This is a genomic window from Amycolatopsis echigonensis (assembly GCF_002846615.1).
Lineage (GTDB): Bacteria > Actinomycetota > Actinomycetes > Mycobacteriales > Pseudonocardiaceae > Amycolatopsis > Amycolatopsis echigonensis.
On record NZ_PJMY01000003.1, the window covers coordinates 2,380,308 to 2,393,086 of the forward strand.

Below are 12,779 nucleotides of genomic sequence, written 5' to 3' on the forward strand. Positions count from 1 at the left end.
GGGCCCCACGCACCCGGGGAAAGACAGCTACGAATCCCCCGTTACCTTTTTCGTAGCTCCTGATCAAGGAGTTCGTGGTCGCCAGGCCCGGCATGACTGAGTCCCCCAGTCGCGTTCATGATCCGGGGGGTGGTGTCACCGGGTTTGGTGGCATCGAGGGACCGCTGATAGGGACACGGCCGCCCGCTGGGTAGGTCTCGTCGTAACGTGGCTGCCGGCCTTTGATGCTCGACTGGTGACCATGCACGACAAGACGGAAGATACCTTCGATGACCAGCGAATACGCCGTGTTCCTCGGCTTGGACGTCGGCAAGGGCGAGCATCACGCGGTCGGTCTGGATCCGGCCGGGAAACGGCTGCACGACGCTCCGCTGCCCAACAGTGAGCCGAAGTTGCGGGCGATGTTCGACAAACTCACTGTTCACGGCCCAGTCCTGGTCGTGGTGGACCAGCCCGCCACGATCGGCGCACTGCCCGTGGCGGTGGCCCGCGCCTGCGGGCACGAGGTGGCCTACCTGCCAGGGCTGGCGATGCGCCGCATCGCCGACCTCTACCCGGGCAACGCCAAAACCGACGCCCGCGACGCCTATGTCATCGCCGACGCCGCCCGCACCCTGCCCCACACCCTGCGCCGGCTCAACGTCGACGACGAAGCCCTGGCCGAGCTGGACGTGCTCGTCGGATTCGACGACGACCTCGCCGCCGAAGCGACCCGGGTCAGCAACCGCATCCGCGGCCTGCTCACCGGCATCCACCCCGCCCTCGAACGCGTCCTCGGCCCCAAAATCAGTCACTCTGCCGTGCTGGAAATCCTGTCCCGCTGCGGCGGCCCTATCGGGATCCGCAAGGCCGGTTGCCGCAAACTCGCGGCGATCGCCACCACCCACGCCCCACGCATGGGCACAAAACTGGTCGAGGACATCCTCGCCGCACTGGACGAGCAGACCGTCACCGTCGCGGGCACCGCCGCCGCGGACAAGATCCTGCCCAGACTCGCCGACAGCCTGAAAACCGTGCTGCAGCAACGGAAAACCGTCGCCGCCGAAGTCGAGGAGATACTCGATGCACACCCTCTTGCCCAGGTCCTGACATCGATGCCCGGCATCGGCGTCAGGACCGCCGCCCGCATCCTCCTCGAAATCGGCGACGCCTCCGGTTTCAAAACCTCCGGACACCTCGCCGCCTACGCCGGCATCGCCCCGGTCACCCACCGCTCCGGAACCTCGATCAAGGGCGAACACCCCGCCAGAACAGGCAACCGCAGACTCAAACGCGCCTTCTTCCTCGCCGCTTTCGCAGCCCTGTCCGACCCCACCAGCCGGACCTACTACGACCGGAAGAGAGCCGAGGGCAAGAAACACAACGCCGCGCTGATCTGCCTCGCCCGCCGCCGCTGCGACGTCCTGTTCGCCATGCTCCGCAGCCGCACCAACTACCGGCACCCCGAACCGACCAGTACCCCCGCTGCCGCTTGACAACAACATAGGGACACCCCCCCCCGAATTTGTGTTGCTGCGCAACACATTTCCTTCGCCGGTGGCGATGGCGTGCTGAGTGCGCGTGCGCGGTCGGGAAGGGACGGCCCGCCGTCGTGCGTTGTGTGGGTGCAGTTCTTCGCGTCCGAGGCCGTCGGAGTCGGCAGCCGCACCGAATCGGTCAGCGTCACGCACCCCGCCGGGATCGGACGGCCCGGATTCGTCACAGTCTGGATCGCCGCCGACCGCGAGTCCGCCGCCGTCGGCGTCGGCAACAACTGGCCCGGCTTCACTACCGAGTCGACCGCGTCGTTGAGGTTCACCTGATGCCCGCCCGCCCGGCGCCGCGCCGGATCGGCCGGACCGCGTGGCTCGCCGTCGCGGGCCTGCGGCGTCGGCATCATCCGCATCCCGTCCCGGCTGGGGGACGGCACACAGGAACACGCGCTCGCGCCGATGGGCGGCTCCGATGTCGGCGGCTCGTACGCAACGCCAGACCGCGTCATACCCCGCTTCGGCCAGCCCGCCGAGTACACGGTCGAGGCCGCCGTTTTTCCATCGGAGGGCGGCGACGTTCTCCACGACGACGAGGCGTGGTCCCAGTACGCGAATGGCGTCCAGGATGCTGCTCCACAGTCCACTGCGAGCGCCTTTCTCGATACCCGCGCGCCGACCGGCGGCGGAAATGTCCTGACACGGAAACCCCGCCGTGAGCACCTCGACCGGTGCGACGGAGGCGAAGTCGACCGCACGTAGATCGCCGAGGTTCACCACGTCTGGCAGCCGCGCGGCGAGGATCGCGGCGGCGTGCGGATCGACCTCGGAGTACCAGGCGATCCGGCCGCCGAGCACGGACGCGACGCCGAGGTCGAGTCCGGCTAGCCCGGTGCACAGCGACCCGATGACCGGGCCTTCGGTCGCGACGAACCGCAGCGGATCGACAGCCTTGGTGTGGCGCTCAGGCATGGTGTGCCTCCCGCGCCTGGACTCGCCGATCCGAGGCAGCGTTCGGCGGTGGGCAGCGGTGGCGGGCGACGGCGCGCCGGGCGGCGGCGGGACGCCGATAGCGGGCGTCCCAGCCGCAATCCCGGCAGTGCACGAGCGTGCTCACGCCTGCCACCGCCCGCTACCCTCGACCCCTCCTCGCGAAGCGACCTGACCGTCGTCCGGCGACGCCGGAAGCGAGGTGCTGCGGGGCACGAGGGGCTTGGCAAGCACGACGACGTCCTCGTGCGAAATCAAATGCAACGGCAGGCCCTGCTCGCGCTGTTTACGGATGAAGTCGCGCTGGAAGAAGCTGCCGCGGGCGACCAGCTCGCGGTCGGCGACCCGGGCCAGCAAGGCGACGCAGCGTTCGACCGGGACCAGGCCGGCGGCCTGGCCGCAGGCGATGATCTGCGAGGGCAGGTCGATCAGTTCCGAGTGCTCGCGCCACGGCCGCACGGTGATCGCGACGTGCCCGCCCGGGCGCAGCACGGCCGCGCAGCCGGTCAGGATGCGGGTGAACCCCGCCAGCAGCCGGTGGTGGCCGACGTTGGCCAGGTTCCCGCGATCCAGCGCCGAGCCGTAGCGGTGGTGGTACTTGTGCACCTTGCCGTCCGGTGAGTCCGTGCCGGCGGTGACGACCTGCCCGTGCGTCGACGGACCGTACGGCGGGGAAGTGACCACCAGCGCGACCTGCCCCCGGTAGCGCTCGGGCAACAGGAACGGAAGCTGGCGGGCGTCGCCGTGCACGATCTCGCCGTCGTGGTCGTGCCCGCGTTCCCGGGCCAGCTCGAGGTTGGCGCGGGCGACGCTGACCCAGTGCGGTTCGTACTCCACGCCGACCGCGCGGCGCCCGGCGTCGATCGCCTCCACGAGGGTGGTGCCCGATCCGGCCATCGGGTCGAACACCACCTCGCCGGGGCGGGTGTACTGCCGGATGGCGTGCGCCGCCACGGCCGGGAGCATCTTCGCCGGGTGCGCGGTGGAGTCGGTCACGTAGCGGCCCTTGCGCTGCGCGGCCGGGGAGGTCTGCGCTGTCGCCCACACCGACAGCGGCAACTCGCCCGCGTCGGTCACCCCGGTCACGGCGGCCGGGTCGGTCGGGTCGGTCGGGTCGCTCCCGGCCGGGGCGCTCGTCTGCCTCGTAGTGGTGTGCCCGGCCGTGTCCAGGGCCTCGATGAGCGCGCGCGAAATCGGCACGGTCGGGTCGTCACCGCCGTGGGAGGTGGAGCCGGTCGATGCCGAAGGGTGCTGGTGGGACATGAGCGTGGTGCCTTTCGCGGGTGTGGGGACGACCGACAGGGGCTCGGGCGAACGCGACGAGGACGGGGTCATTGGCCGCCTCCGGCGGCGGGCCCGTACCCGTGCGCGGCACTCGCCGGACCGGTCTCGGGTGGCGGCGCGGCAGAGTCGGCCGGTTGCGCAAACGCAAGGACGTCGCCGTGCACGCGCAGGTGCGGCGCGGGCAGCCCGCGCACCGTCGCGCGGTGCCGGGCGCGGTCGTACTCGGCGGCCACCGCCGCGCTCGGCGCGGCGTGCAGACGGCCCTCGCGGACCGGGGTGTGCAGGGCGACGATGTGCTGCAGGTAGAGCAGATCGGCGTGCTGCGCGGCGGCCACGATCGCGCCGGTCGGGTCGACCAAACGCCCCCGCGTCCAGTCACTGTGCGTATACACCGCGAAGATGCCGCCATGCCGTAGCCGGTCCGCCGCCAACAGCGCGAGCCGGTCCAGCGACACCGTCTCGGCGGCGTGTGCGGGCAACGACACGAGCACCAGATCCGCACGCCCGCCGACGTCCGATTCCGGCGCACCCGACCCCGCGAGGGCACCGGTGCGCGCCGGGATCGACGGCGATCCTGCGAGGGCCGCGGATGGGTCGGCGGAGTCGGTGACCAGGTCGGCCCAGAACGGGCGCGACGACGTGACGGAGACATCCGTGCGCGGGTCGAGAGTGAGCGTGTCGGCGGTGCGACCGAGTGCGCGCACCGCCTCGCGCGCCGCGTCCATCGACGCGGCACCGGTCGTCGTGGCGCCGTCTGTTCCGGGGGTCGTGACCGTGGTCGACGCCGTGCCGATGTCGACCAGAACGACCCGCGCGCCGGGGTCGGTGAACGCCCCCGTGATGGTCTCGACGATGGGCACCGGCCATGCCGCGTGGGCGTCGACCGGTTCGGCTCCGCACGTCCACACCGTGGCGGGAGTCGGCGCCGCCGACGAGGTCGTCGCGCGCCGGCGCGCCGGTGCTGATGCGCCCTCGGGACGCGAGGTCGCGCGGGTCGGCCGGGCACCCGCCGCGGTGGTGCGAGAGCGGGCTCCGGGGTAGGGAGCGCGGTCGCCACCACGCCGGGTGCGCGGCGGACGAGTCGAGTCTCCACGACGACCAGGACGGCCATCCGGAGACTGCGAACGCTGGGCCATGAGAGGTCCTCCTCGGACGAGAACAGCCGGGCGGTGACCGGCTTGGTTCGTGCTGTCGTGGGGCAATACCGGGAAAACCCCGAATTTGCGACACGCTCTCGCCGAGAAATTTGAAAATGTTCGCTTCACCCTTCTCCGGCCAAGCCCCAAGACGAACCAGGAGCAAGGAATTAAGATGGGACTTCTTGATGACAACCCTGTCAGCGGCTTCCGGTGAAACGGCGACGATCCAACTTTTTGTTCCGGTCGCCACGCGGAGCGCCTCAACGACCCTCGACCGCCCTCCGCCTTTGAGTCGCTACTCATGGCTACCGGTGCCACGGGGCGTTTCATCCCAGTTCAGGGGACTGATTACAGGCGCCTCAAAGATCGACAACGCCGCCGGGCCCCCCTTTTGCGGCGGTGATTGAAATTTCACATACCTATAGTTTGAGGCGCTTTTGAGGCGCTTTTGGCACGGTTTTGAGGCGCTTTTGAGGCGGTTTTGAGGCGCCCTCGATGGCTTGCTGACGGCTCACCAATCGGTCGCATTTACCAGGGGAGCTGTCATGGATTTTCCCTCGCGTGAAAACGAGGTCGCCGAACGCGTGTACTACGTGCGCGCCAATCCCGATTTCGTCAAAGACTCCGATGTATTCGCGATGGCGCGCTCGAGCTTCGCGTGGCTGGTGACCGGACCGGAGCCGGTCAGCGTCGACGGCCGCGAGATCCCGGGATTGCCGCCGCGTCTGGTGCCGCTGGACGAGCTCGGCACCATGCTGCTGGCCGAGGATTGCACGCAGGCCACGCGCGACGCCGCGTGGGCGTATCTGATCACCCGTGCCCGCACCGAGGGCGGCACGTGGACGGTGGCGTGTGTCGGGCTGGCGCTGCCGGTGCTGCTGCGGGTCGCGGCGATCGTGACCCGCCGATTCACCGGCGACACCCACGACCTCAACGCCGCCGTGCTGACCGGGTTCCTCGCCGAACTGCGCGAGGTCGATCTGATCCGGCCGGCGATCCTGGCGCGGCTGTACTACGCGGCCTACCGGGAGGGGCGGCTGGCGCTGCACGACGCCGTTGGCGGCCCAATCCCGGCCGGGGATCTGGTGTTCGATTCCGCCCCGCCGCCGCGCCCGGAAGGTCACCAGGATCTGGTGCTGGCCACAGCGGTGCGGGCCGGCGCGATCACCGCCGACGAGGCGGGCCTGATCTCCGAGACCCGCGTCGGTGAAACGTCGCTGGCCGAGGCCGCGCACGCGCGGGGCATGACCTACAAGGCGACCGCGAAGATCCGCGAACGCGCCGAGCCTCGCCTCGCCGCCTACCTGATTGAGCAGTCCGCGGACGCCGCCGCGACATCGCCGGCCGAACAGTCGGACTCGCCTGCCCCGCCTCGCGTGCGCCGCGGCCCGGCCCGCACGCGCCGGACCGAGCAGACCACCGGCACCCGCCGCACGAGGTTACGCAACGTGACCAGGGGCGGAGCGGTGCCGGAGAAAAAAGTTCGCCGAACCGTGTCGCAAAACGGCCCGAAATCCCGCATTGCCTCGCGCGGGACCCGCCTGCCCGCAGACCGCCGTTCCCGCGCCCGCCGCACCAGCTCCGGTCCGGCCGCGCACACCAGCCGGGAGGTCCGCTCATGCGACTGACGCCCCTTCGCCGCCATCATCTCCGCCCACCCGCACGCCGTACCGCGTCCAGCCGTCCCGGTTCCCCGGCCACCACGCCGCGACCGCGTACGACACAGCAGCGGGCCACGACCACAGCCGCGCACCACGCCGGGAGTCGCTGCGCGGGTTCCGCCGACACCACGGCCGCGCCCACCCCGGCGCGGCCACGACGCGGTGCGCACCGCCGCCGCGTCGTCCTGCTCATCGGGTGGCTGGTCGCCGCCGGTGTGCTGCTGACGTCCTCGGTCGCGCGAGCGGAGACCGTCCAGATCGTCGCGCTCGCCCAGACCGTCGACCAGGTCCTCAACAACATCCGCAACTGGATCATGGGGATCCTCGCACTGGTCACCGTCGTGTTCCTCACCATCGGCGGCCTGCGCTACCTCATGGCCTCCGGTGACCCCGGTGAAGTCGAGAAGGCCAAGGGCGCCTTCAAAGCCGCCGGCATCGGCTTCGGGCTCGCCGCGCTCGCCCCGCTCGTGGTCGAGATCCTCAAGGGCATCGTGGGCGGGGTGTGAGCCATGGCCGCACATCGCCACACACCCACAGCCCGGCGACGCGACCCAGCTCGGCGCCCCACGACGACGCCGATCGTCCGTCCTTCCCGCGCCACCGATCCGGGCCGTCGCAGTGACAGCGCGAGCACCGGGCCCGGCCGCGACGAGCGGCTCATGGTCGGTCCACCCACGGCCCCGGCGAGGCGCCGTCGCGGGCGCGACGGCTGGGGACGCTGGATGCCCAGGCGGCGCTGGGCCCGCGCACTCGCGGTACTGGTGCCGCCGCTGGCGGCCATAGCCGGAATCGCACTCACCGCCTCGGCTGCACCCGGGCCCACATCTCAGCCAGCGGCAGCGGCCGCACCGCTGGCGCCCGCGCAACCGCCGGTGTTGCCGCTGCCTCCGGTACCGCAGCCCAGTTGCGGCCCGGGCTCGGCCGACCCCGCGTGCATGCTGCCCAGTAACACTCAGCCGCCGAAGCCGTCGGGTCTGCCGAGCACCCCGCTCGTGCCGCCGTCGCAGCCGCCGGTGTCGTGTTTCCCGGGTGCCTTGATGCCCGAGTGCGGACCGCTCGGTGGCACCCCTCCGCCGACCACGTCGGTGCCCGCACCGTGCGAAGGGCCGAACTGCATTCCGCAGCCGACTCCGATCGATCCACGCGGCCCCGGGCACACTCCGGGGCCGGGCTCGGGCAACGGAGACCGGCCCGACGAGTGCGGCCTCACCGACCCGATCGCTTGTGTCACCGAAGGCATCGACAGCTTCTTTCGCGGTGTCGTCACCGACGCGCTCAACCCGCTGCTGGAGTTGCTGGGCAAGACCCTGCTGACCACGCCCGAGCCGAGCGCGCTGCCCAGCGTCGGGCAGCTGTGGACCGAGTCGTGGCAGATCCTGCTCGCCGTCTACGTGATCATCGTCCTGGTCGCCGGGATGGTCGTCATGGGCTACGAGACCCTGCAGACCCGCTACACCATCAAGGAGATCGCGCCCCGCGTTGTCATCGGGTTCCTCGCCGGAACGCTGTCGCTGTTCATCGCGACGAAGGCAATCCAGATCGCCAACGCCCTCGCGCAAGCGGTGATGGGCTCCGGCGTCAGCCCGGAGGCCGCGGGCAAGGCGCTGACGGACATGGTCCTCGGCGCGCTCAACGGCGGCGGCCTGTGGCTGATCTTCATCGGCTTCGCCCTCGCGGTGATGATCATCATCCTGCTCATCACGTTCATCGTGCGGGTGATGCTGACGATCCTGCTGATCGCGGCGGCGCCGATTGCGCTGATGTGGCACGCCCTGCCCCACACGGAGGGCATCGCGCAGGCGTGGTGGAAAGCGTTCGGCGGGGTGCTGGCCATCCAGGTCGGCCAGTCGCTGGCGATGGTCGTGGCGTTGCGGACCTTCTTCGCCCCCGGCGGGTTCACGGTGTTCGGCCCGAACCTCAACGGGCTGATCAACCTCTTGCTGTGCCTCGCGCTGATGTGGGTGCTGATCAAGATCCCGTTCTGGTGCCTGCGTCCGATGAGCAGCGGGCGGCGCTCGATGCTCGGCTCGCTGGTGCGCGGCGCGATCGCCTACAAAACGATGGGCCTGCTCGGCGGCGCCAGCTCCCTGTTCGGCGGCAAAGGCGGCAAAGGCGGCGGCCCCCGCGGGAGGGGCGGCGGCGGTGCCCCGGCGGACCCGCCGTCCACGCGCTCGGGCCAGTTCATGCTGCCGATGCGGGTCCGCCGCACACGGCCCGCGCCACGTCGGTCACCGCACCTCGGCGAGCTGCCAGGCACCGGAAGCGGCGCGGACCGCAGGCCCGGTCCCGGGCAGATGTCGCTGTTCACCACGAGCGGCTCCGGGGACGAGCGTGAGGTGGCGGCGAACCCACGGGCGCTACCGCCGGACTCGCTGCCGGGCGCGCTGCCGCGTGATCAGCTCGGGTTGCCGATCACCACGCGGCGGGATCCGGATCGGGTCGGGCGCCGGTCGCTGGCCGACGATCTCGCCGAGCGGCGCGGCGGTATGCCGCCGGTGTCGCAGCCGGGGTTGCTCACCTCGGACGGGCGGATCAACCGCAACGCGCGCCCGCCCACGGAGAACTTCCTGGTCACCACTTCCCCAGAGTTCCTCGCAACTTTACCCGAATCTGAGCGGAACTCTGGGTATTTGGTGCTTGACGATGATAGCTGAATCCCGGAGTTGGGGAACTATGGAATCGTCATTCCTTTGTGGATTGTTCGTATTCGGCGATGCCGGGGTGGTCGACGCTGCTGGTGTAGCGGTAGGCGCCGGCGATGGACAGGCCGAACAGTTCGCAGAGCTGGCGGACGTCGCCGCCGGTGGCGTGGGCTTCGTCGAGGATGCGGTCCTGGCGGATGGCTTGCGCGATCATGCCGAGCCGTTTGCGGATCCACCACGGGGTCGCGGGCGTGGTGGTGTTGGCGTTGCGGTAGTGGATGAACAGGTGCGGATTGGCGGTGTCGGGCCAGGTCCGTTGTCGGTAGTCCAGGTAGGCCGACACTCGTGCCCGGACCGGCTCGGCGAGCGGCACGATGCGGTCGGGCAGGTAGAGGCGACCGTCGCGCACGTCGGCGAGCTGCAGCTGGAGCAGTTGCCAGATGCGGATGGCGTGGAAGGCCAGCAGCGCGGCCAACGCCGCGCGGGTCGGGTCGTCGGAGTTGAGCGCGCCGCGCAGCTCGGTGAGATCGATCGGTGCGGGCACGTGTTTGTCCGGGGTGGGCACGCTGATGCGCGTGGTGGGGTTGATGAAGGTGAGCTTGCGGGCCTTGAGGATCCGGAAGATCGACCGAAGCCCTTGCAGGGTGCTGCTGCGCGGACTGCCGCTGGGCGGCAGGGCGGCGAGCACGTCGTCGCGGCCGATCTCCCGCAGCGAGGGGTGGGTGCGTGCCCAGGCGCGGATGATCGGCAGCGCGTAGCCCAGCTGCGAACGCACCGTGTTGTCGGAACGGGGACGAAATCGCGGTGGGGTGGTGCTGCCGTTGCGGGCGATGTCGAACCAGACCTCGAGTTCGTGACGGATGTCCTCGGGCAGTCCGGTGATCTGCAGCTGGAACCAGCGCTCGGTGGGCGGGACGCGGTCGTCGGCGAGCATGCCGGCGACGGTCAGCACGTCGAGCACCGGGCGCACGGGGTGCCGGATGCGCGAGAGGGGCAGGACGTCGCTGGCGCGGATCGCGGCACCGGGGGTGTCTTGCATGCCCAGCAGCATCCGGATCGCCCGCTGGGCGCGTTCGGTGACGGTCCTGCTCCAGCCGTGCGCGGCGGCGTGCTCGCGCACGAACTGGTGCCAGGCGGCCTCGCGGGCCGGGTCGGGCGGCGGTGGGAATCCCTTGCGCAGTCCGGCTTTCAGGTCCCGCGGCAGTTCGAGCAGCACCAGCTGTTCGTAGGGCACCGGGTGCAGCAACGACAGGTTCGGTGGGATGGTTTTCTTGACGTAGGGCCGTTGGCCCTGTCCTTCGCGGTGCCACATGCCGGCGAAGAACAGCTGCTGCCCGAACACGTTGGCCTCGGCCAGACTGATGCTGCTGGGCCGCTGGTCGCGGTCCTGGGCGAGCAGGCTGCGCGTCTTGCAGCACAACCGGCACGACCCGCCCTCGTTGAGCGCCACCTCGTTCCCGCAGGTGTCGCACACACCCTTGTGTCGGTATTTCTCGCGCCAGCTACGGCAGCCCACGCACAGCCAACCGTAGGTGCGGGTCACGCCCCAGGCGTGGCAGTCGAGACACGAGTCGACCACGACCGTTTGTCGCGCGAGCGTGCCGGGCGACTGCCACAGCGGCGACTTCTCGCCGGGCGCGTGGCTGTGGCAGCGGGCGCACAGCCCGGACGTGTAATAGTCGTTTGTGGACCCGCATTTGCGGCACGGTGGCGGGGCGATCGGGCCGCCGGGCCAGCACTGGAAGCAGTACGGGACCTCCCGCATCGCCGGGGGACGCACCCCGCACACCCGGCAGCGGCGGGGACGCCCGGTCACGCCGGCGGCACCGATCGATGTCGCCCCAGCCGCGGGGTGATCGGCGCGACCGTGCCCGTGTCGGCCTTGCGGGGCCGACGAGCGGCGACCTTCTCCGGCTCGGGGATCAGCAGATCAGTCGGTGCGCACTCCAGCACCGCGCAGATCACGTCGAGATCATCGAGCCGGATCGTGGTGGGATTGCCGATCCACAGGTTCGACATCTTGCCCGCGCTGATATCCAATCCCGCCTCGGCGAGCCTGCGGCGCATCTCCGTGGACTTCCAGATCCCTGCCTCGGCGGCTTTCATTCGCAGGTTCCAGCGCATCGCGCTACCCTTCCTCGGTGCCCAGCCGGGCGGCCACGCGCTGGTTGGCCTTGGCCCAGGCATGTTCGACGTGCTCGGACTCCACGTGGATGTACGCGGTCGTGGTCGAGAGCCACGAGTGGCCCAAAACCTCTTGTATAGCTTTAAGATCCATGCCTCGCGCATACAGCGACGATGCACAGTAGTGCCGCAATGTATGCGGTGTCAGCCTTCCTGCCCAGTCCGGCAGCCATCGTCCGGTCGCCTCCGCCAACCCGTCCCGCAACGTCTGGTCACCAACCCGGCCACAGAATCCGGTGTGCGGGTCCTGGCGCTCACTCGGCAGCAGCGGCGCGTCGGGATGCTCCCAGTCCTCGCCGAACTGGTGACGCACTTCCACCAGCCACCAGTCCAGCAACTCGGCCACCGAGTTGATCGCCGGAACGAGCCTCGTCTTCGGGCCGCGTCCCCGGCTTCCTTTGCCGAATCGGACATGCAGCTTGCCGTACTCGCCCAGATCCCGGCGCCAGTCGCGCATGTCGAGCATGTAGGTCTCCTGGATCCGCAACCCCGCCCGGCGCCACAACGACGCCGCCAGATAGTCCCGAGCCGCAGTGCGGAACTTCCGGGCGTGCTCCAGCGAGTCCCGCCACTCGGTGAACAACAGCTCGGTTTCCTTGTCCGAGGGCGGTATTCGAGGTGTCCCGTAGTCGGCCTTGGCCGGCCGGTTGTGCTCGTCGATCGGTTGCGCCACCACACACCCGGCGAGCGCGTGAATGTCGCCCTGATAACGGCCGATCAGGAAATCGAAGAAGTGCCCGATCGCCCACGCCTTGTGCTGCACCGTCAACCGGGACCTGCCCAGATCCTTGCGCTGGCGAACCAGAAACCGGTCCGCGTCAGCAGGCTCGGCTGTCCACACCGGACGACCGAGGAATTGGATGAACTCGAAGATCGCTGCTCGGTCGTTGTTCACCGTGCTGTCGCAGACTCCCGCCCCCATCGAGGCAAGCAGGTACTGATCGACGAGCTCCTGCTCGAAGTCCTCCAGGTCCTGGGTCGTGCTCAGCTTCCGCGGCCCGCGCAGCGACCGCACCACCGCCAGCCCCACCGCGCCTCCCGACCGTGTCCCCGAGTTGAACGGAAACGACAATGCCTCATCAACATCGGCAGCCTGTCGGAAATCCTGACGTCATGTCAGAGAGTCCACACCATCGAGTGAGAGCGCGCTGGCCAGCGCCCCAGCGTCGACAAAGAACAGCCAGCACCGACGAACACCGGGAAGTTCCGGTAACCGACCCCGCCGAACTCGCCCGGTTCGCCGAACACGATCCGGACGCCACCGACAGCGGTCTCGCCGACGCCTACGTCGACCTCGGGCCCGCCGACTCCCTCGCCATGGACGACGCCCCGGACCCCGACGACACCGGGTTCGACGACGCGGCGCAGGTCGACCTCGACCCCGCGTGACCCGGCCCCGAGCCGATCTCG

At 70.0% G+C, this 12,779-nt stretch carries 12 protein-coding genes and 1 pseudogene; 7 read left to right on the forward strand and 6 right to left on the reverse strand.

Going from position 1 to position 12,779, the window contains the following annotated elements; genetic code table 11:
- Window positions 1-269: 269 nt before the first annotated feature.
- Together ATK30_RS15950 and ATK30_RS46165 are read left to right on the forward strand one after the other, a co-directional pair.
- The gene (locus ATK30_RS15950; RefSeq protein ID WP_037361642.1) at window positions 270-1,475 is read left to right on the forward strand and encodes an IS110 family RNA-guided transposase; all 1,206 of its coding nucleotides are present in this window, start codon (window positions 270-272) and stop codon (window positions 1,473-1,475) included.
- A 129-nt stretch (window positions 1,476-1,604) separates the two neighbouring features.
- A complete protein-coding gene (locus tag ATK30_RS46165) occupies window positions 1,605-1,802 on the forward strand; it encodes a hypothetical protein (protein ID WP_167441924.1) in 198 nt (65 codons plus the stop codon).
- 159 nt (window positions 1,803-1,961) lie between these two features.
- On the opposite strand, the pseudogene ATK30_RS46170 reads toward ATK30_RS46165, so the two are convergent.
- The 3 genes and pseudogenes from ATK30_RS46170 to ATK30_RS15965 all read right to left on the reverse strand — a co-directional run.
- Window positions 1,962-2,441, reverse strand: a pseudogene (locus ATK30_RS46170) (DNA cytosine methyltransferase); the annotation flags it as partial.
- Window positions 2,442-2,582: 141 nt separating this feature from the next.
- Window positions 2,583-3,722, reverse strand: a complete 1,140-nt coding sequence (locus ATK30_RS15960; RefSeq protein WP_183127682.1) for a TRM11 family SAM-dependent methyltransferase — start codon at window positions 3,720-3,722, stop codon at window positions 2,583-2,585.
- A gap of 68 nt (window positions 3,723-3,790) precedes the next feature.
- On the reverse strand, window positions 3,791-4,603 hold the full coding sequence (locus ATK30_RS15965) for a hypothetical protein (RefSeq protein ID WP_229857917.1): 813 nt from the start codon (window positions 4,601-4,603) through the stop codon (window positions 3,791-3,793).
- On the opposite strand from ATK30_RS15965, the gene ATK30_RS15970 reads away from it, so the two are divergent.
- From ATK30_RS15970 to ATK30_RS15985, 4 genes are all read left to right on the forward strand, one after another.
- Window positions 4,596-4,784, forward strand: coding sequence for a hypothetical protein (locus tag ATK30_RS15970; protein WP_101436261.1), 189 nt, complete (start codon window positions 4,596-4,598; stop codon window positions 4,782-4,784). The genes ATK30_RS15965 and ATK30_RS15970 overlap by 8 nt on opposite strands.
- 643 nt (window positions 4,785-5,427) lie before the next feature.
- On the forward strand, window positions 5,428-6,510 hold the full coding sequence (locus ATK30_RS15975) for a hypothetical protein (RefSeq protein ID WP_101436262.1): 1,083 nt from the start codon (window positions 5,428-5,430) through the stop codon (window positions 6,508-6,510).
- Between the two features lie 218 nt (window positions 6,511-6,728).
- Window positions 6,729-7,049 (forward strand): Mbov_0395 family pilin-like conjugal transfer protein, encoded by a 321-nt coding sequence (locus ATK30_RS47710; RefSeq protein WP_101440869.1) that lies wholly within the window; start codon window positions 6,729-6,731, stop codon window positions 7,047-7,049.
- 429 nt (window positions 7,050-7,478) lie between these two features.
- Window positions 7,479-9,197, forward strand: coding sequence for a hypothetical protein (locus ATK30_RS15985; RefSeq protein ID WP_244194627.1), 1,719 nt, complete (start codon window positions 7,479-7,481; stop codon window positions 9,195-9,197).
- Between the two features lie 28 nt (window positions 9,198-9,225).
- Here ATK30_RS15985 and ATK30_RS15990 read toward each other — a convergent pair whose 3' ends face one another.
- From ATK30_RS15990 to ATK30_RS16000, 3 genes are read right to left on the reverse strand one after another with little or no spacing between them, the layout of a single operon-like run.
- Window positions 9,226-11,001, reverse strand: coding sequence for a hypothetical protein (locus ATK30_RS15990; RefSeq protein ID WP_101434544.1), 1,776 nt, complete (start codon window positions 10,999-11,001; stop codon window positions 9,226-9,228).
- Window positions 10,998-11,309: a helix-turn-helix domain-containing protein gene (locus ATK30_RS15995; RefSeq protein WP_101434545.1), complete on the reverse strand. Its 312-nt coding sequence runs from the start codon at window positions 11,307-11,309 to the stop codon at window positions 10,998-11,000. The genes ATK30_RS15990 and ATK30_RS15995 overlap by 4 nt, the downstream gene beginning before the upstream one ends.
- 4 nt (window positions 11,310-11,313) lie before the next feature.
- Window positions 11,314-12,399 carry a tyrosine-type recombinase/integrase gene (locus ATK30_RS16000; protein ID WP_101434546.1) on the reverse strand — a complete coding sequence of 362 codons (1,086 nt, stop codon included), beginning with the start codon at window positions 12,397-12,399 and terminating at the stop codon, window positions 11,314-11,316.
- 83 nt (window positions 12,400-12,482) lie between these two features.
- Between ATK30_RS16000 and ATK30_RS16005 the strand changes: the two genes are divergently transcribed.
- Window positions 12,483-12,758 carry a hypothetical protein gene (locus ATK30_RS16005; protein ID WP_143271385.1) on the forward strand — a complete coding sequence of 92 codons (276 nt, stop codon included), beginning with the start codon at window positions 12,483-12,485 and terminating at the stop codon, window positions 12,756-12,758.
- Window positions 12,759-12,779 lie beyond the last annotated feature (21 nt).

Bases quoted from the DNA above. Each gene is read 5' to 3' on its own strand.
- ATK30_RS15975 (WP_101436262.1), top strand. From the start codon at position 5,428: ATGGATTTTCCCTCGCGTGAAAACGAGGTCGCCGAACGCGTGTACTAC.
- ATK30_RS15960 (WP_183127682.1), bottom strand. From the start codon at position 3,722: ATGTCCCACCAGCACCCTTCGGCATCGACCGGCTCCACCTCCCACGGC.
- ATK30_RS15950 (WP_037361642.1), top strand. From the start codon at position 270: ATGACCAGCGAATACGCCGTGTTCCTCGGCTTGGACGTCGGCAAGGGC.
- ATK30_RS15995 (WP_101434545.1), bottom strand. From the start codon at position 11,309: ATGCGCTGGAACCTGCGAATGAAAGCCGCCGAGGCAGGGATCTGGAAG.
- ATK30_RS15985 (WP_244194627.1), top strand. From the start codon at position 7,479: ATGCTGCCCAGTAACACTCAGCCGCCGAAGCCGTCGGGTCTGCCGAGC.
- ATK30_RS16005 (WP_143271385.1), top strand. From the start codon at position 12,483: ATGTCAGAGAGTCCACACCATCGAGTGAGAGCGCGCTGGCCAGCGCCC.
- ATK30_RS15970 (WP_101436261.1), top strand. From the start codon at position 4,596: ATGGGCACCGGCCATGCCGCGTGGGCGTCGACCGGTTCGGCTCCGCAC.